The following is a 16,898-nucleotide window of genomic DNA, read 5'->3' as shown; positions in this document are numbered from 1 at the left end:
CCTCAGGTGACAGCAAAGTGTTACCCAAAATGGATAACGCGCCAGTGTCGCGCACCTGCTGGCGGTGCGATCCTGCTTGACAATGGTCCGCAAACCTTCGATTTCGGCGCACCTCGCGGGTGTAGCTCAATGGTAGAGCAGGAGCTTCCCAAGCTCACGACGAGGGTTCGATTCCCTTCACCCGCTCCAATCTTGCATCGCTGGCGCTATTGCTCCTACCAAGTATCGAACTTGGGGGAGAGACGACGATGCGCACGGTCCTGTTCGCGGCACTGTTGGCCACAACCGCTCCGGTCTTGGCGCATTTGCACCCCGACCCCGCCCCGCCGACCCAGTCGAAGCCGGTGGCGAAGGAAGACCTGCTCAAGCCGCCTGCCGGGGCCGCCGAATATGTCGTCGTGTCCGAAGCCGGCCAGCATGGCAGCCAGTGGCGCTGGCAGCTGCCCGACGGCCGCGTCGCCTATCGCTGGTCGCAGGAGCTGCGCGGCTGGATCACCGAGATGGATCAGGTCACGACCTTCGCCAGCGATGGCAGCATCGCGGCGCTGACCGTGCGTGGCGTGACCATGTCCGGCGATGCGGCGGAGGAGTATCGCGTATCCGGCGGCCGGGCCATCTGGAAGACTGCGACCGATGCGGGGGAAGCACCCGCCGGTGGCTGGTACATCCCGGCGGGCGGGGTCGGCATCGCCAACGCACCGCTGATCGATGCGCTCGCCGCTGCCGGGGATAGCGGACTCGCCTTCCTGCCGGGCGGGCGCGGGCGCATGACGCTGGCAGGCAAGCAGGTGATCCAGGGACCCGGCGGGCCGAAGACCGTCCAGCTCGCTTTCATCAGTGGCATCCTGCCCTCCCCCGTTCCGGTGTGGCTGGATGACGCGAAGCGCTATTTCGCCGATATCGGGTTCATCTCGGTTATCCCCAAAGGGTATGAGGGCGCGCTCAAGCAGCTGCGCGATGCGCAGGATGCCGCGACCGCGCAGTCGGTGACGACCATCGCCGAGCGCTTCCTCGCCCCTGCCGCGAAAGCGCCCGTGCTGTTCGACAATGTGCGCCTGTTCGACGCGGACAAAGGCGTGTTCCTGCCCGACCGCGCGGTGCTGGCACAGGACGGCAAGATCGCGGCGATCGGCGCGGCGGGTACGGTCAAGCCACCCGCCGGCGCACGCACCATCGACGGGCGCGGCAAGACGCTGGTGCCCGGCATCTGGGACAGCCACCTCCATATCGGCGACGACTGGAGCGTGCTGTCGAACATGGCGAACGGCATCACCAGCTTCCGCAGCCCGGGCACCAATTTCGACCGCGCGGTCGAGGCGACGAAGCGCCGCAACGACGGCACGCTGCTGATGGGCGAGCCGTTCATCTCGGTCATCATCGACAAGAAGGATCCGCTGGCAGCACAGGGCGCCGAAGTGGTCAGCAGCGTCGAGGAGACCATCGCCACCGTGCGCCGGATCAAGCAGGCGGGGCTGTGGGGCGTCAAATTCTACACCTCAATGAACCCGGCGTGGATCGCGCCCGCGGCGGCCGAGGCGCACCGGCTGGGGCTGCATGTCCATGGCCATGTCCCGGCGACAATGAAGCCGAGCGAGGCGGTCGCGGCGGGCTATGACGAACTGACCCATCTCAACTTCGTGGTGATGGAGTCGATGCCGAAAGAGGTGATCGACAAGGCCAATACGCGGCAGCGGATGGAGGGGCCGGCGCGCTACTTCAAGGATGTCGACCTGAACGCGCCGCTGATGACCCGCTTCGTCGCCGATCTCGCGCGGCGCAAGACCGTGGTGGATCCGACGATCGTCATCTTCGAGGGCATGCTGACCCAGGACGGCGGCACGCCGCACCCCGCTTATGCCCCCTATATGGGTATTATCTCGCCGGTGATCGAGCGATCGGTGTTTACGAGCGGCGGCTATCCGCTGATCGAAGGACTGACGCGCGACGATTACCGCAAAAGCTATGCGAAAATGGTCGAGCTGGTCGGGCGGTTGCACAAGGCCGGGGTGCCGGTGGTCGCGGGTACCGATGGCTGGGGCATCGAACTGGTGCGCGAGCTGGAAATCTACCAGCAGGCCGGGCTGAGCGCGGCCGAAGCATTGCAGAGCGCAACCATCGTCCCCGCGCGCGTGGTCGGCGCCGACCAGCGCACCGGATCGATCGCGGTCGGCAAGGAGGCGGATATGGTGCTGGTCGATGGCGACCCGTCGACCGAGCTGGGCGCACTGCGCCGCGTCGTCACCGTGGTCAGCGACGGCTATGTCATGGACGCCGCCGAACTGCGCAAGGCGGCGGGATATAGCGGGATGCCGAAGTAATAATGACGGCGGGGGCGCGTTGCTGCCCCCGCCCCGTCACGCCACATTCACTCTACCGTCACCGACTTGGCGAGGTTGCGCGGCTGATCGACGTCCGTCCCCTTCGCCACCGCCACATGATAGGCGAGCAGCTGCACCGGCACGGCATAGACGATCGGCGCAATCAGCGGGTGGACACGGGGCATCTCGATCGTCGCGAGGCAATTGTCGCCCGCAGCAGCAATCCCCTCAGCATCGGAAATCAGTACCACCTTTCCGCCGCGCGCCTGCACTTCCTGCATGTTGCTGACGGTCTTTTCGAACAGCGGGCCACTCGGCGCGATGACGATGACAGGGACGTTTTCGTCGATCAGCGCGATCGGGCCGTGCTTCATCTCCCCTGCGGCATAGCCTTCGGCGTGGATATAGCTGATTTCCTTGAGCTTCAGCGCGCCTTCCATCGCCAGCGGATAGTCGGTGCCGCGACCGAGATAGAGCACGTCGCGCGCACCGGCGACGCTGCCCGCCATCGCCTCGATCGCCTCGTCGCGGCTCAGCGCGTCGTTGAGCGCGGCGGGGGCTTCGGCGAGGTGGAGGACGATCTCCTTCTCCTCCTCGCGCGTCATCCGCCCCTTGGCCTTGGCGAGGTTCGCGGCGAGCGCGGCCAGGACCGCGAGCTGACAGGTGAACGCCTTGGTCGATGCGACGCCAATTTCTGGCCCGGCATGGGTGGGGAGCAGCAGATCGGCCTCGCGCGCCATCGTGCTGGTCGGCACGTTGACGACGGCGGCAATGGTCTGCCCTTCGGCCTTGGCGTGGCGCAGCGCGGCGAGCGTGTCGGCGGTCTCGCCCGACTGGCTGATGACGATCATCAGCCCGCCCGGCTCCATCACCGGCGCGCGGTAGCGGAACTCGCTCGCCACATCGATGTCGACCGCGACGCGCGCAAACTGCTCGAACCAGTATTTCGCGACCATCCCGGCATAATAGCTGGTTCCGCACGCGACGATGGTGACGCGGCGGATGCTCGACAGGTCGAATTCGGGGATCGGAAGCGTCACTTCCTCTTCGAGCCGCTGGAGATAGCCGCGCAGCGTCTGCGCCACGACGATCGGCTGCTCGTAGATTTCCTTCGCCATGAAGTGGCGGTGATTGCCCTTGTCGATCAGCTGGCCCGATGCGCCCGAATTGACGATCGGCCGCTCGACGGGGTTGTTCTCGACGTCATAGACCTGCGCGCCGTCGCGGGTCAGGACAACCCAGTCGCCTTCCTCAAGATACGAGATGCGCTGGGTCAGCGGCGCGAGCGCGAGTGCGTCGGAGCCGAGATAGGTCTCGTCCTCGCCATAACCGACGACCAGCGGCGAGCCGAGCCGCGCACCGATCAGCATGTCGGGATGGCTGCGGAACAGGATGGCGAGCGCGAACGCGCCATGCAGGCGCGGGAGCACCGCCTTGACCGCGGCGACCGGGTCCAGCCCGGCCTCGACCTGCTCGCTCACCAGATGCGCGACGATTTCGGTATCGGTCTCGCTCTCGAATACCCGACCACGCGCCAGCAATTCCTCGCGCAGCGGCTTGAAATTCTCGATGATCCCGTTGTGGACCAGCGCCACCTCGCCCGTTGCGTGCGGGTGCGCGTTACTGGTGGTCGGGCCGCCATGTGTCGCCCAGCGGGTATGCGCGATGCCGACCGTGCCGGGCAGCGGGTCCTCGGCCAGCACCTTGCCAAGGTTGACCAGCTTGCCCGATGCGCGGCGCCGCGCGATCCCGCCATCGACGATGGTGGCGATGCCGGCCGAGTCATAGCCGCGATATTCGAGCCGCTTCAGGCCATCGAGCAGCCGGTCGGCAACGGCGTCATTGCCCAGGATTCCAACGATTCCACACATGGGTCTGCTCTCAGCGCTAGAGGGTGTAGGGGACGCGAATCCCCGGCATGTTCGCCGGGAAATCCTTGGTGTTGCGGGTAACAAGGACGCGACCGCGAATCTGGGCGGTCGCAAGAATAATCGCGTCGGGCGATTTGAGGCGCGGACGTTCGCGCCGGAGCGCAGCCGCGCGGTGGGAAATTTCCTCGTCGATCTCGTCCAAGCCGAAGCGGTCGACAAAGGTCATCACGTCACGCACGGCGGCATCACTGCCCTTTGACAGCACCTCGATCCACGCCATCCTGCTGATCCACATGCGCGTTCCGCTTTGCGCGATCCGGCGCAATTCGTGGTGTGCGGGTTCGTGGTTCAGCAGGGCGTCGATGACGATGTTGGCGTCCAGGCTATAACCGCTCATGCATCGCCCTTGTCGCGTTCAGCCTCGGCCCTGCGCGTCAGTGCGAGATAGTGAGCACGTTCCTTGTCGTCATATTCGTCGAAGCATTCCGGCGACTCCGCACGCACCTCTTCGTAATCATCGTCCCATGGCCGTGTCCATTCGGCGCGCCGATGCCGCTCATATTCATGCGGATCAGCCGCGATGCCGTGCCGCGCCCAGGCACCAAAGCCGATATCGAGCCAGTCCTTCGGCGCCTCGGCCTTGTACGCTGCCACCGCTTCGCGCAGCACCGACGCGCGCGACTTGCCCAGCTCGGCAGCGCGCTGGTCGAGCCACTTGATGTCCTCATCGGGCAGATCGGCAAGGATGCGGGTCATTGATATACTGATATCATATCATGATATCATGTCAATGCGGGAAGTGGCTGTCGACGAAGCTGCGCATGAATTCGACCGGATCGGGCTCATGCCCCTGCGCAGCGATGAACTTGACGCGGCCCTTGGTCCAAACTTCGTTGATCGCTCCCGCCATGCCGTCCGGGAATTGCATGCGTTCGGCGACCATCGTTCGCCAGTCACCCGTCCCGCCGAATAGTTCGCGAAACTTGGGCTCCATCGCCGTCAGCGCCGCATCGCTGTCCGCATCGAGCGCGCCGATCGCGTCGAGGACATAAGCGTCGAGCAGCTTCAGGAATGGTTTGCCTTCGTAGATATCGCTCATTTCGCTGCCTTTCGTGCCGCCATCGCCGCACGAAACCGCTTCGCCCAGCCGGCGCGGGCGGTCTGTTCGGGGCGGACCAGCGCCAGCGCGTCGGCCTCCACATCCTTGGTCACCACCGATCCCGCGCCGACGATCGCGCCCTCACCGATGCTGACCGGTGCGACCAGCGCGCTGTTCGACCCCACAAACGCCCCCGCCCCGATCACCGTCGGATATTTGAAGAAGCCGTCATAATTGCAGGTGATCGTGCCCGCGCCAATGTTCGCGCCCTCACCCACCTGCGCATCGCCCAGATAGGTCAAATGGTTGGCCTTGGCGCCCTTGCCCAGCACCGCTTTCTTGGTCTCGACGAAATTGCCGACCTTGCTCTTCTCGCCCAGCACCGTGCCGGGGCGCAGCCGGGCATAGGGTCCGACTTCGGCGCCGCTTGCGATGGTCGCACCCTCGATATGGCAGAAGGCACGGATGGTGACGCCGTCCGCGACGCTCACGCCGGGACCGAACACCACATTCGGTTCGACCGTCACGTCGCGGCCGAGAACGGTATCATGCGCGAACCACACGGTGTCGGGCGCGATCAGCGTCGCACCATCGGCCATCGCCTGCGCCCGCCGTGCCGCCTGCCAGCGATCCTCGGCATAGGCCAGTTCGGCGCGGCTGTTGATTCCGATCACCTCGTCCGCATCGGTCTCGACCACCACCGCGCGATCGCCATCGGCCAGCGCAAGCATGACGATGTCGGGCAGGTAATATTCGCCCGCCGCATTGTCGTTACCGACCCGGTCGAGCAGCGGCCACAGATCGGCCGCGCGCACGGCGGTGACGCCCGAATTGCACAGGTCGAACGCGCGCTCCTCGGCTGTCGCGTCCTTGAACTCGACCATCTTGGCGATTGCGCCATCGGCATCGGCGATGATCCGGCCATAGGCCTTGGCATCGTCGGGGCGAAAGCCGAGCACCGCAACGCGCGGCGCATCCGCCGCATCGAGCCGCGCCGCCATCGCCGCGATCGTCTGTGCCGACAGGAACGGCGTGTCCCCGAACGCGACGATCACCGTGCCGTCGAACCCGGCCAGCGCGTCGCGCGCCATCAGCGCGGCGTGCGCGGTGCCGAGCTGCTCGGCCTGATGTGCGATCTTCACGCCGAGCGGCGCGACCGCCGCCTCGACCTGCTCGCGCCGCGCGCCGACCACGACGACCTTCTCTGCCGCACCCGCCGCCGCAAAGGCATCGGTCAGGTGCAGCAGCATCGGCTTGCCCGCGATTCTGTGCAGCACCTTGTGCGTGTCGGACTTCATCCGCGTCCCGCTTCCGGCGGCAAGGATGATCGCGGAAATCGGCTTGGTCATCGGCAGACAGCTCCCCTCAGGCGCGGCCCTGCCACGATCATGTTGCAATTTCCATAGCGGCACGGCCATTTGGCGCGATGACCGATTTTCCGTTCGATATCGTCGGGTTCGACCTCGACGGCACATTGCTCGACACCAGCGCCGACCTGCTCGCCGCGACCAACCATGCCCTGGCGCTGGTCGATCGCCCCACCCTCGCCCCCGATCGGATCAAGTCGATGATCGGCGGCGGCGCAAAGAACATGCTCAAACAGGGGCTCGCGGAATCGGGTGGCTATGACGATGCCGTGATGGCGACGGCCTATCCGGCGCTGCTCGAATTCTACGGCGACAATCTCTCCACCGGCACCGTGCCGTTTGTGGGGCTGAGGGAAGCGCTGGACGATCTGCAGGCGCGCGGTGTCAGGCTCGCCATCGTCACCAACAAGTTCGAGCGGTTCGCGACCCGGTTGGTGCGCGAAGTCGGCATCGATCACCGCTTCGCCTGCGTCATTGGCGGCGACACGATGGGGCGCGGCAACGCCAAGCCCTCTGCCGCCCCGATCCACGAAATGATCGCGCGCTGCGGCGGCGGCCGCGCGGCCTTTATCGGCGATTCGATCTACGACATCATGGCCGCGAAGAATGCCGGGATTCCGAGCATCGCGGTCAGCTTCGGCTTCCTGATGCAGCCGGTGGAGGAACTGGGCGCGGATGCGGTGATCGATAGCTATGCCGAACTGGTGCCCACGCTCATCCGACTGGGCGATAGCCTTTCCGCCACTTCGTCCACAAATGCCGCGCCAGCATGAGCGGCGGCATGCGCAGCCAATGGCCGCGCAGATAGAAGGCGAACTCGGTCAGCTTGCGCGTCCGCTGGCCCCAGCCATCGCAGGCAAGCAGGCGGCGGACGTAAACGCGATCCGCCAGCGTTAGCGCGGCACCTTCGCAGAACAGGTGCGCCGATAGCCGCCGCGCCCGCTCGACTTCGCGGGTCAGGCCATGCCGCACCGCGCAGGCCGCGAGCGCGCGGTCGAATTCCTCCCCGCCAAACTCTCCCACCAGGCAGTGTATGTCCCACAGGTTGCGCAAGCCGCCCTGCAAATCGCCGTCGGCGAACAGATGCGCGGCGGCATGGACCACCATCCCCTCCGGCGGCAGCACCGACAGGCCATTGCCCAGCGGCACCGCGCTCGCGATCAGCGCCGCCGCATCGGGCGTCACCCGCGCGGTCAGCGGCAGGATCGTGTGGTGGACGTCGATCATGCGGTCGCGTGTCCGGTGGATCAGCGGAGGCAACTCGTGCATCCAGTGGCGATAATAGGCGTCGTCATAGGGATCCGGCTTGACCCACTCCCACCCGGCGGCGAGCAGCAGCGCCTCCGCCTCCGCGATCCGCTCGCGCGGCACGAGGATGTCGAGATCGCCGATCTGTCGCCCCTGCCCCGCCGCCAGGCCGCTTGCGACAAAGGCGGTGCCCTTGAGCAGCACCACAGGCATGCCGCTGGGGGCGAGCACCCGCCGCGCCATCTCCGCCTCCCACAGCGCCGCCAGCCGCCCCTGCTCCGCCGCCGCGCGCGCGTCTGCCAACACCCGCGCCGCCGCCTCGGGGATCGCCAGCCCCTCGACGCGATGCGCCAGGCTGCCGATCAGCGTCTCGGCCCGCGCCGCGCACAGCAATGCCGTCCAACCCGCTGCATCCAGCGCCAGCACCGACGCCGGATCGCGCAGCGCGCGGGCAACCAGCGCCCCGCTCACGTCACCACCCCCTCGTCACCCCCGCGAACGCGGGGGCCCATCTCCCGGACTACCCACGCGCTCCACAGCTGTGGCGAAGCTTGGCAATTGCAGGAGATGGGCCCCGGCTTTCGCCGGGGTGACGGCTGAAGACTCACGCCAGTTCCCCCCACAGCCGCTCGACCAGCGCAATCGCGCCGTCGGTGTCGGGATAGTCGATCGCCCGCGCCGGCACGCCGCGCACAAGGCCGGTCAGCGCATCGAACCCGCCCTCGCCCAGCGCGACATAGTTGGTCGATGCCTGAGTCAGCCGCACGAAGCATTCGCTCGGTTCCACCGCCCGCGCCGCGACCTGGTGGCCAAACGCCGGGAACAGGATCAGCGCGGGCTTTGCCGGTGCATCCATCGCCGCAATCGCGCGGGCATCGGGGACGAGGTGGCGGATATCGCCCTTCGGCGTCCCCTTGAGCAACGGCCCCCAGTGCGCATCGGGCAGCGCCGCCTCCATCACCGCGATCGCGTCATTCTTCAGGCTGATCAGCCGTGGGAAGCCGTGCAACATTCCCGTCGCCGGATCGAGCAGCGCGAACTCGTCGCCCATCAGCCGCCACCCGCGCGCCATCAGCAACGCGGCAAGCGTCGACTTGCCTGCCCCGCTCTCCCCGGTCATCACCAGCGCACGCCCGTCCCGCTCCACTGCGGACGCGTGGAGCAACAGGTACCGCCGCTGCCCCAGCGCCATCTGCAGGTTCATCGCCATTTCCGCCGCCAGCACCCCCTGCGCCAGCGGCAGCGGCGCTGCCTCGGGAATCACGAAATCGCCGCCGAGATGCACCGCCGGCCGGATCCAGCGCCGCCACGGCCGCGCGGCGAACAGGCGCACGGTGAAGTCGGGAATGCCATCCTGCGGCTGGGGATAGTCGCGGTAGAGATCGTCCAGCGCCGCGATCGGCGCGCGCCAGTCGCTGCCGATGCGGAACCCCACCGGCCCGATCCGCAGCATCGTCGCGTGGCGCATCACAGCCGCTCCACCAGCCCGGACTCGACCAGCTCGTCGATCCGCGCGGCAAGCGCGTCGCGGTCGGGATCGACCAGATCGAAGCGCTCGGTCAGCGCCGCCAGCGCCTGATCCAGCGTCAACGGCTCGGCCAGCAGTGCGAGCAGCTCGGGCACCGGCGAGTCGACCAGATGGGTCATCCCCGACGCGCGGTGATAGATCAGCGTCAGCGCATCGAGCGGTTCGATCCGCAGCGTCGCGGCGGGCGCGGCGCGATATCGGGTCACGCCACTGTCGCTCAGCATAGCTGAGCGAAGGCGGTGCCGGCCCGCTCCCCCACCCGGCCACCCAGCGACAGCATCCTATGGGTGGCCGGGTGGGGGAGCGGGCCGGTACCGCCAGTCAGCACCACTGAAAAACCTTACCCGCGCGGCATCTGAAGCGATGCGAAACAGGTAAAGCCGCTCGTCCCGCGCTGCAGCCGGCGAATGTAATTGGTATAGGCGCGGCTCTGGTCATAGGTGGTGCCGGGCAGGTTCGCGCCGTTCAGCGCCTGCTTCACATCCTCACCCCGAAAGCTGCGTCCGGCCGGCGGGAAGGCGCCGGGCGTGCCGGCTGGAACCAGCGACCCGTCGGCGGCGATGTAACTGCCCGCGCGTCCCGCATCGGGCACCGGGATTTCACAGTTCAGCACTGATCCGGCGGTCTGCGCCAGCGCCGGCTTGATCGACACGATCGCCGACGCGCTGACCGCTCCGAGCATCAATGCGCGGCGGCTGGGTCCCGCTGGCAGCGGGTCCGTGGGGGGCGTCAGGTCGGCCATGGCGTTCCTTTTCTGCCCTATCTGCCTTTCACAAAGGTGAATCGCGCGCAAGGCCGTTCCGCGCCGAACCCGGCCCGGTCCGTACACGGCGCGCCCAGCCGCCCTGATCGCGTCATTGCCGTTTGTCGGTCAGGTCCCTAGCCTAGCGCAATGAGCAGCCTGTCCATCCCGCGCACCCTTGTCGCGCTCGCCGTGATCCTGGTCACCGCCATTGCCGCCTGGGCAACCGCCGGGATCGAGGCGGGCGGCATCGCGCTGATCGGCGCGGGCCTTGCGGCGCTGATCGCGTCGCCCCCGCCAGAGGAACTGGTCGCCCCGGCTGCACCGCCAGCCCCGCCCGAACGCACGGAGACGAGCGCGCGCGAAGCGATCGAAGCCATTTTCGAGCCGGTCCTGCTGATCGAGGCCAACCGTGTCGCTGCTGCCAACCGCGCGGCGCGGACGCTGCTCGGCGAGCATATTCTGGGCGAAGATGTGCGGGTCGCGATCCGCCATCCCGCCGCTGCCGAACGCCTGCTCAGCAGCGACGAGGGCACGCCGGGCGCGCCGGTCCATCTCGTCGGCCTCGGCACGCTGGACCAACGGTGGGAGATGCGGGTGCGCGCGATGGCCGATGGCGGGCGCATCGTGCATTTGAGCGACCGGACCGGGGCGCATGCCGCGGACCGGATCCGGATCGATTTCGTCGCCAATGCCAGCCACGAACTGCGCACCCCGCTTGCTTCGATCCTGGGCTTTATCGAAACGCTGGAGGATGCGGCCGACGATCCGGAAACGCGCGCCCGCTTTCTGGCGGTGATGGGCAAGGAAGCGCGCCGGATGCAGCGGCTGATCGACGACCTCATGTCACTGTCGCGGATCGAGGCGGAGAAATACCGCGCCCCCGATGACCGGGTCGACCTGGTTCAGCTGTTTGCGCAGGTGCGGGACGAGCTATCGGCACTGGCACCCGCGCGCGCCGCTGCTATCGTCGCCGACCTCGGCGACGTGCCTGCAGTACGCGGAGACCGGGTGCAGCTCTCGCAGCTGTTCCACAACGTCGTGGGCAATGCGATGAAATATGGCCGCCCGGGACAGCCGGTCACGGTCGGACTGCATGCCGCCGGTACCGCGATGGTGCGCCTGACCGTCCGCGACGTCAGCGAGGGCATCGCCCCCGAACACCTCCCGCGCCTGACCGAGCGGTTCTACCGCGTCGATTCGAGCCGCAGCCGTGCTGCGGGGGGAACCGGCCTTGGCCTCGCCATCGTCAAGCATATCGTGGAGCGGCATCGCGGCCGGCTGGACATTGCCAGCGTGGTCGGGACCGGCACGACCGTCACCGTCCTGCTGCCCGCCGCAACGGAGATTCCGGGGGCGCTGTCATCATAGCGTCACGCAATTGAAACAGAGCGCCTGCGCGGATCGGGACCGGCCCCCGCCGCGCGACTCGAAGATGGCCGAGGGGATTTTCAATGCGTAGCCTGTCTCTGATCGCGCTTTCGGCGCTCACCCTGTCTGCCTGCGGCGGTGGCGGAGGTCAGGCGTCACGCGACCAGATCAAGATCGTCGGATCTTCGACCGTCTATCCGTTCACCACCATGGTCGCCGAACAGTTCGTCAACTCGGGCAGCTTCAAGGCGCCGGTGATCGAATCGACCGGGACCGGTGGTGGCATGAAGCTGTTCTGTGCCGGCGTCGGGCCCCAGCATCCCGACATGACCAACGCGTCGCGCCGCATGACGGGATCGGAATTCGACCTGTGCCAGCGCAACGGCGTGACCGAGATCATGGAGGTCCAGGTCGGCATGGACGGCATCGCCTTTGCCGAATCGATCAACGGCCCGAAGATCCGGTTGACCCTGGCCGAGGCGTATCGCGCCCTCGCCGCCACGCCGATGGGGCAACCCAACACCACCCGCCTGTGGTCGGACATCAACCCGTCGCTGCCGGCGGTGCCGATTTCGGTCATGGGCCCGCCCGCCACCAGCGGCACCCGCGACTCGCTGCACGAACTGATCATGCATCCGGGCTGTGAAGAGGCCTATCCGCAGGTCAAGGAAATCGAAAAGACCGACAAGGACAAGGCCAAGGAATTGTGCACCCGCGTGCGTGAAGACGGGGTCTATGTCGATTCGGGCGAGAACGACAATCTGATCGTGCAGAAGCTGACCGCCAATCCCAATGCGATCGGCGTGTTCGGCTATTCCTATCTCGAGGAAAATGCCGCGCGGCTCAAGGGCGTGCCGGTCAACGGCGTCGAACCGAGCTATGCAGCGATCTCGTCGGGTCAGTATCCCGGCGCGCGTGCCATGTATCTGTACGTCAAGAAACAGCATCTCAAGGCGGTGCCGGGGATCAACGAATTCCTGACGCAATATACCAAGATGTGGGCACCGGACGGGCCGCTGACGAAGCGCGGGATGATCGCGTCGTCCGATGCGGATCGCACCAAGGCCGCCGACACCATTGCCCAGGCGCGCACGATGCAACGCAGCGACCTCGACTAGTTTGAACCGACCCAACCCTATCCAGACAGGCGGCCTCGACCGGTGAACGTCTTCGCTCTTCTCTTCCTCGTCCTCGGCCTCGGCCTGATCGGCTGGCTGACTGCGCGTGCCCGCGCGGCGCGCATGGCGCGCGGAGTTCCGGCAAAGCGGCTCCACAGCCTGCCGAGCCAGCATGGCTGGTACGTCGCGACCTGGGCGGTGATCCCCGCGCTGATCTTCGTCCTGATCTGGTCGAATGTCAGCCCGGCGCTGGTGACCGAATCCGTGCTCGCCACACCCGCGGCTGCCCAGCTGCCGGCCTTTGGCTTCGAGCGTGAAACGATCCTGAACGAGGCGCGCAGCCTCGCGCAGGGTTATAGCCAGGGCGCCTTCTACCCGCTCGCCGAGCAGCTGGCCCCCGCTTATGCCACGGCGTTGTCGCGCTACGACTGGATCGGCACTGCCATCACGCTGATCCTCGCCTTTGCCTTTGGCGCGCTCGCCTTCACCCGGGTCAAGCCGGATTTCCGCGCGCGCACCAAGTTCGAACGCACGGTGATGATGGTCCTGCTGGTGGCATCGCTGATCGCGATTCTGACGACATTGGGCATCTTCCTGTCGCTGATTTTCGAAAGCGTGCGCTTCTTTTCGATCGTGCCGGTCACCGACTTCCTGTTCGGCCTGAACTGGAGCCCGCAGGTCATCCGCGCCGACGATCCCGGCGCCAATCTGGGTGCGTTGCCGCTGTTCTGGGGCACCTTCTTCATCGGCGCGATCATCGCGATGCTGATCGCAATCCCCTTCGGGCTGATGAGCGCGATCTACCTTACCCAATATGCTCCGCGCAGCTTCCGCGCGTGGATGAAGCCGATCCTCGAGATTCTCGCTGGCGTACCGACCGTCGTCTATGGCTATTTCGCCGCGCTGACCGTCGGGCCGCTGATCCGCGACCTGGCCGTCATGCTCGGCTTTCAGTTCGCCTCGGCGGAAAGCGCGCTGTCGGCTGGCCTGGTCATGGGAATCATGATCATCCCCTTCGTGTCGTCGATGGCCGACGATTCGATTGCGGCAGTGCCGACCGCGATGCGCGACGGCAGCCTTGCCATGGGCGCCACGACCAGCGAAACGATCAAGAAGGTGCTGATCCCCGCCGCACTGCCGGGCGTGGTTGCAGGTATCCTGCTCGCGGTCAGCCGAGCGATCGGCGAGACGATGATCGTGGTGATGGCCGCATCGGGTGCCGCCAACATCACGCTCAACCCGTTCGACGGGGCAACGACCGTCACCAAGCAGATCGTCGACCTGCTGACCGGCGAAACGGCGTTCGACAGCCCGAAGACCCTGGCCGCCTTCGCGCTCGGTCTGACGCTGTTCATGATCACCTTCATCCTCAACATCGTCGCGCTGCGCGTCGTCAAAAAGTATCGCGAAGCTTATGAGTGAGCCTCTCATGCCCCAGCCGTCCACCGGTCAGGATGCGTCCGCGCCGGTTGCGCCGACCAGCTGGAAGACCGACGCGATGCAGAAGCGTATTCGCGCCCGCTATGCCAAGGAACGTCGCTTCCGGCTGTGGGGCCTCGCGGCTGTCATCGGCTCGGCCAGCTTCCTCGCCTTTCTCCTCGTCACGATGCTGTGGCAGGGCATCGGCGGGTTCCAGCGCGCCGAGATCGCGCTGCCGATCGACTTCAAGGCTGCGGCGCTCGAAGTGACTCCGGAACAGCTGCGCGGCAAGGGCGCCGATCTGGCGCTGGCCAGTGCCGGCCTCAACGACGTGGTGGCCGACGCCGCCGTCGCCGCCTTCGGGCCCGATGGCGCCGACTATATTTCGGAAAGCGCATGGGTCACGGTGCGCGACGCGCTCAAGGACCGTCCCGAACTGCTGCAGGGCCGCGCATCGATCGACGTCCCCGCCTCCTCGCCCATCGCGCTGGCGGCGAAGGGTGATGGCAATGATCCTGAGGTGATCAAGGTCGCGACGCGCCTGCGCGACGAAGGTACGCTGACCCAGGGCTTCAACATCGACTTCCTGCAGGGGTCCGATGCGACCGACCCGACCGGTGTCGGCATCTGGGGCGCGCTCAAGGGGTCGCTGCTGACCATGCTGGTCACGCTGCTGATCGCCTTTCCGATCGGCGTGTTTTCGGCGATCTATCTCGAGGAATATGCCCCGCGTAATCGCTGGACCGACCTGATCGAAGTGTCGATCAACAATCTCGCTGCGGTGCCGTCGATCATTTTCGGTCTGCTCGGCCTCGCCGTGTTCCTCAACTTCATGCAGCTGCCCCGCTCGGCACCGCTGGTTGGCGGCATGACGCTGGCGCTGATGATCATGCCGGTCATCGTGATTGCCGGGCGCAATGCGATCAAGGCGGTACCGCCCTCGATCCGCGACGCTGCGCTCGGCATCGGCGCCAGCCGCATTCAGGTGGTGTTCCACCATGTGCTGCCGCTGGCATTGCCCGGCATCCTCACCGGGACGATCATCGGCATGGCCCGCGCGCTCGGCGAGACCGCCCCGCTCCTGCTGATCGGCATGCGCGCGTTCATCGTCACTCCGCCCGGCGGCGTGTTCGATCCGGCAACGGTCCTTCCCGTCCAGATCTTCCTGTGGTCGGACCAGGTCAGCCGCGGCTTCGTCGAAAAGACGAGCGCAGCGATTATCGTCCTGCTCATCTTCCTGCTCGCGATGAACGCCATCGCGATCTACCTCCGCAACCGTTTCGAGACCCGCTGGTGATGACCCAAACCGATTACGCACAAACCGCCATCGACAGCGCTGCGCCCGCGCAAGGCGATGCCATCCCCAAGATGGCCGCCCGCGGCGTCAACGTCTTCTATGGCGAGAAGCAGGCGATCCGCGACGTGTCGATCGATGTCGACATGGAGAATGTGACCGCGTTCATCGGCCCGTCGGGCTGCGGCAAGTCGACCTTCCTGCGGACCCTCAACCGCATGAACGACACCGTCGCCAGCGCGCGCGTCGAAGGGCAGATCACGCTCGACGGCGAGGACATCTACGACAGGTCGATGGACGTGGTGCAGTTGCGCGCGCGCGTCGGCATGGTGTTCCAGAAGCCGAACCCGTTCCCCAAGTCGATCTACGAAAATGTCGCCTATGGCCCGCGGATTCATGGCCTTGCCCGGTCGCGGTCGGACATGGACCGGATTGTCGAGCGTTCGCTCAAGCGCGCCGGCCTGTGGGACGAGGTCAAGGATCGCCTGAACGACAGCGGCACTGCGCTGTCGGGCGGCCAGCAGCAGCGGCTGTGCATCGCCCGCGCGATCGCGGTCGATCCCGAAGTGATCCTGATGGACGAACCCTGCTCGGCACTCGACCCCATCGCGACCGCCAAGATAGAGGAACTGATCCACGAACTGCGCGGCCGCTACGCGATCGTGATCGTCACGCACAACATGCAGCAGGCAGCCCGCGTCAGCCAGCGCACCGCCTTCTTCCACCTCGGCACCCTTGTCGAATATGGCGAGACCGACCAGATCTTTACTGCACCCCGGCAGGAGCGCACCAAGGATTACATCACCGGAAGGTACGGCTAATGGTCAGCGGCCAGGAACATACGGTCAAGGCATTCGACACCGACATCAAGCAGCTGCGTGCGCTGATTTCGCAAATGGGCGGTCTCGCCGAAGAGGCGATCCAGGACGCCATGACCGCGCTGCAGCGCAACGATCTGGCGCTCGCCCGCGAAGTGCGGCGGAAGGACAAGGTTATCGACGCGATCGAGGCCGAGGTCGAGAAGCTCGCCGTTCGCGTCATCGCCCTGCGCGCGCCGATGGCCGACGACCTGCGTGAAGTGGTCGCCGCGCTCAAGATCGCCGCAGTGGTCGAGCGGATCGGCGATTATGCCAAGAACATCGCCAAGCGCGTCCCCAAGATTCATGTCGAGGGCGCCGAGCGGATCGAGGCGGTGTCGATCCTTCCCGCCATGGCGCAACTCGCGGCCGAGATGGTGCACGACGTGCTCGACGCCTTTTCCGCACGCGATGCCGAAGCGGCGATCCGGGTGGTCGAACGCGACAACCGGCTCGACGATTTCTACGACAGCATCTTCCGCACCCTGGTGACCTTCATGGTCGAAAATCCGCGGACGATCAGCGAAGTCGCCCACCTGCTGTTCGTGGCAAAGAATATCGAGCGGATCGGCGATCACGCGACCAACGTTGCCGAGATGGTGTATTTCGCGGCGACCGGCAATTACATGGCCGATCGCGACGCGGTCGAGGTACCGGAGGCCTGAT

At 66.4% G+C, this 16,898-nt stretch carries 17 protein-coding genes and 1 tRNA gene; 9 read left to right on the top strand and 9 right to left on the bottom strand.

Annotation, left to right across the window (positions count from 1 at the left end):
- Positions 1–115: 115 nt before the first annotated feature.
- Positions 116–189, top strand: a tRNA-Gly gene (locus tag J2Y54_RS14725).
- A 59-nt stretch (positions 190–248) separates the two neighbouring features.
- Positions 249–2,318: an amidohydrolase family protein gene (locus J2Y54_RS14720; RefSeq protein WP_310040802.1), complete on the top strand. Its 2,070-nt coding sequence runs from the start codon at positions 249–251 to the stop codon at positions 2,316–2,318.
- Positions 2,319–2,365: 47 nt separating this feature from the next.
- Here the strand turns inward: J2Y54_RS14720 and glmS are convergent, their stop codons facing one another.
- From glmS to glmU, 5 genes are read right to left on the bottom strand one after another with little or no spacing between them, the layout of a single operon-like run.
- Positions 2,366–4,189 (bottom strand): glutamine--fructose-6-phosphate transaminase (isomerizing), encoded by a 1,824-nt coding sequence (glmS, locus tag J2Y54_RS14715; protein WP_310040800.1) that lies wholly within the window; start codon positions 4,187–4,189, stop codon positions 2,366–2,368.
- Positions 4,190–4,205: 16 nt separating this feature from the next.
- Complete coding sequence (locus J2Y54_RS14710) at positions 4,206–4,586, bottom strand: PIN domain-containing protein (protein WP_310040798.1); 381 nt, start codon at positions 4,584–4,586, stop codon at positions 4,206–4,208.
- Complete coding sequence (locus J2Y54_RS14705; protein WP_310040795.1) at positions 4,583–4,945, bottom strand: ribbon-helix-helix protein, CopG family; 363 nt, start codon at positions 4,943–4,945, stop codon at positions 4,583–4,585. Before J2Y54_RS14705 ends, J2Y54_RS14710 begins: the two co-directional genes overlap by 4 nt.
- Before the next feature lie 31 nt (positions 4,946–4,976).
- The gene (locus tag J2Y54_RS14700; protein ID WP_310040793.1) at positions 4,977–5,288 is read right to left on the bottom strand and encodes a hypothetical protein; all 312 of its coding nucleotides are present in this window, start codon (positions 5,286–5,288) and stop codon (positions 4,977–4,979) included.
- Complete coding sequence (gene glmU / locus J2Y54_RS14695) at positions 5,285–6,637, bottom strand: bifunctional UDP-N-acetylglucosamine diphosphorylase/glucosamine-1-phosphate N-acetyltransferase GlmU (RefSeq protein ID WP_310040791.1); 1,353 nt, start codon at positions 6,635–6,637, stop codon at positions 5,285–5,287. Before glmU ends, J2Y54_RS14700 begins: the two co-directional genes overlap by 4 nt.
- 77 nt (positions 6,638–6,714) lie before the next feature.
- Here glmU and J2Y54_RS14690 point away from each other — a divergent pair, with 77 nt between their 5' ends.
- Positions 6,715–7,428 (top strand): HAD-IA family hydrolase, encoded by a 714-nt coding sequence (locus tag J2Y54_RS14690; protein ID WP_310040789.1) that lies wholly within the window; start codon positions 6,715–6,717, stop codon positions 7,426–7,428.
- Here J2Y54_RS14690 and J2Y54_RS14685 read toward each other — a convergent pair.
- From J2Y54_RS14685 to J2Y54_RS14670, 4 genes are all read right to left on the bottom strand, one after another.
- Positions 7,370–8,374 carry a nucleotidyltransferase family protein gene (locus tag J2Y54_RS14685; RefSeq protein WP_310040787.1) on the bottom strand — a complete coding sequence of 335 codons (1,005 nt, stop codon included), beginning with the start codon at positions 8,372–8,374 and terminating at the stop codon, positions 7,370–7,372. The two genes, J2Y54_RS14690 and J2Y54_RS14685, sit on opposite strands and share 59 nt — an antisense overlap.
- A gap of 133 nt (positions 8,375–8,507) precedes the next feature.
- Positions 8,508–9,371, bottom strand: a complete 864-nt coding sequence (locus J2Y54_RS14680; RefSeq protein ID WP_310040785.1) for an HprK-related kinase A — start codon at positions 9,369–9,371, stop codon at positions 8,508–8,510.
- Complete coding sequence (locus J2Y54_RS14675) at positions 9,371–9,655, bottom strand: HPr-rel-A system PqqD family peptide chaperone (protein WP_310040784.1); 285 nt, start codon at positions 9,653–9,655, stop codon at positions 9,371–9,373. Before J2Y54_RS14675 ends, J2Y54_RS14680 begins: the two co-directional genes overlap by 1 nt.
- A 116-nt stretch (positions 9,656–9,771) precedes the next feature.
- Positions 9,772–10,173: a hypothetical protein gene (locus J2Y54_RS14670; protein WP_310040783.1), complete on the bottom strand. Its 402-nt coding sequence runs from the start codon at positions 10,171–10,173 to the stop codon at positions 9,772–9,774.
- 150 nt (positions 10,174–10,323) lie between these two features.
- Between J2Y54_RS14670 and J2Y54_RS14665 the strand changes: the two genes are divergently transcribed.
- The 6 genes from J2Y54_RS14665 to phoU all read left to right on the top strand — a co-directional run bounded on the left by J2Y54_RS14665 (position 10,324) and on the right by phoU (position 16,897).
- Positions 10,324–11,544 carry an ATP-binding protein gene (locus J2Y54_RS14665; RefSeq protein WP_310040782.1) on the top strand — a complete coding sequence of 407 codons (1,221 nt, stop codon included), beginning with the start codon at positions 10,324–10,326 and terminating at the stop codon, positions 11,542–11,544.
- Positions 11,545–11,627: 83 nt separating this feature from the next.
- On the top strand, positions 11,628–12,662 hold the full coding sequence (locus J2Y54_RS14660) for a substrate-binding domain-containing protein (protein WP_310040781.1): 1,035 nt from the start codon (positions 11,628–11,630) through the stop codon (positions 12,660–12,662).
- Positions 12,663–12,704: 42 nt separating this feature from the next.
- Positions 12,705–14,084 (top strand): phosphate ABC transporter permease subunit PstC, encoded by a 1,380-nt coding sequence (pstC, locus tag J2Y54_RS14655; protein WP_310040780.1) that lies wholly within the window; start codon positions 12,705–12,707, stop codon positions 14,082–14,084.
- Complete coding sequence (gene pstA, locus J2Y54_RS14650; protein WP_405052923.1) at positions 14,077–15,378, top strand: phosphate ABC transporter permease PstA; 1,302 nt, start codon at positions 14,077–14,079, stop codon at positions 15,376–15,378. The genes pstC and pstA overlap by 8 nt, the downstream gene beginning before the upstream one ends.
- A complete protein-coding gene (pstB, locus tag J2Y54_RS14645; RefSeq protein WP_405052922.1) occupies positions 15,378–16,196 on the top strand; it encodes a phosphate ABC transporter ATP-binding protein PstB in 819 nt (272 codons plus the stop codon). The genes pstA and pstB overlap by 1 nt, the downstream gene beginning before the upstream one ends.
- Positions 16,196–16,897: a phosphate signaling complex protein PhoU gene (gene phoU / locus J2Y54_RS14640; protein ID WP_310040779.1), complete on the top strand. Its 702-nt coding sequence runs from the start codon at positions 16,196–16,198 to the stop codon at positions 16,895–16,897. Before pstB ends, phoU begins: the two co-directional genes overlap by 1 nt.
- Position 16,898: the final 1 nt, after the last annotated feature.

The organism is Sphingomonas sp. BE123 (assembly GCF_031456015.1).
In the GTDB taxonomy this organism is placed as follows: domain Bacteria; phylum Pseudomonadota; class Alphaproteobacteria; order Sphingomonadales; family Sphingomonadaceae; genus Sphingomonas.
Note: the sequence above shows the minus strand (reverse complement) of the source record. Positions and strands in the feature narration are given on the sequence as shown.